Raw genomic sequence first — 204 nt, 5'->3', positions numbered from 1 at the left:
TCTTCTCAAGATAAACAGCAAAACTCTAAGCAAGATGATTCTTCTCAAGATAAACAGCAAAACTCTAAGCAAGATGATTCTTCTCAAAGTAAGCAACAAAGCTCTAAACAAGATGATTCTTCTCAAAGTAAGCAACAAAGCTCTGGAGGTAATAGTATTTATGACTTTACCAAACCAGAAAAAGACCGTATTCATTCTCTACAA

Annotated in this window: 1 pseudogene; it reads left to right on the top strand. The window is 33.8% G+C overall.

From position 1 onward, the window contains the following. Window positions 1–204, top strand: a pseudogene (locus MR167_RS32840) (spore germination protein); the annotation flags it as partial.

Origin of the sequence: Bacillus cereus group sp. BfR-BA-01355 (assembly GCF_022663675.1) — a bacterium.
In the GTDB taxonomy this organism is placed as follows: Bacteria; Bacillota; Bacilli; order Bacillales; family Bacillaceae_G; genus Bacillus_A; species Bacillus_A thuringiensis_S.
The sequence above is the reverse complement of the archived record's forward strand: the minus strand, read 5'-3'. Positions and strand labels throughout refer to the sequence as shown.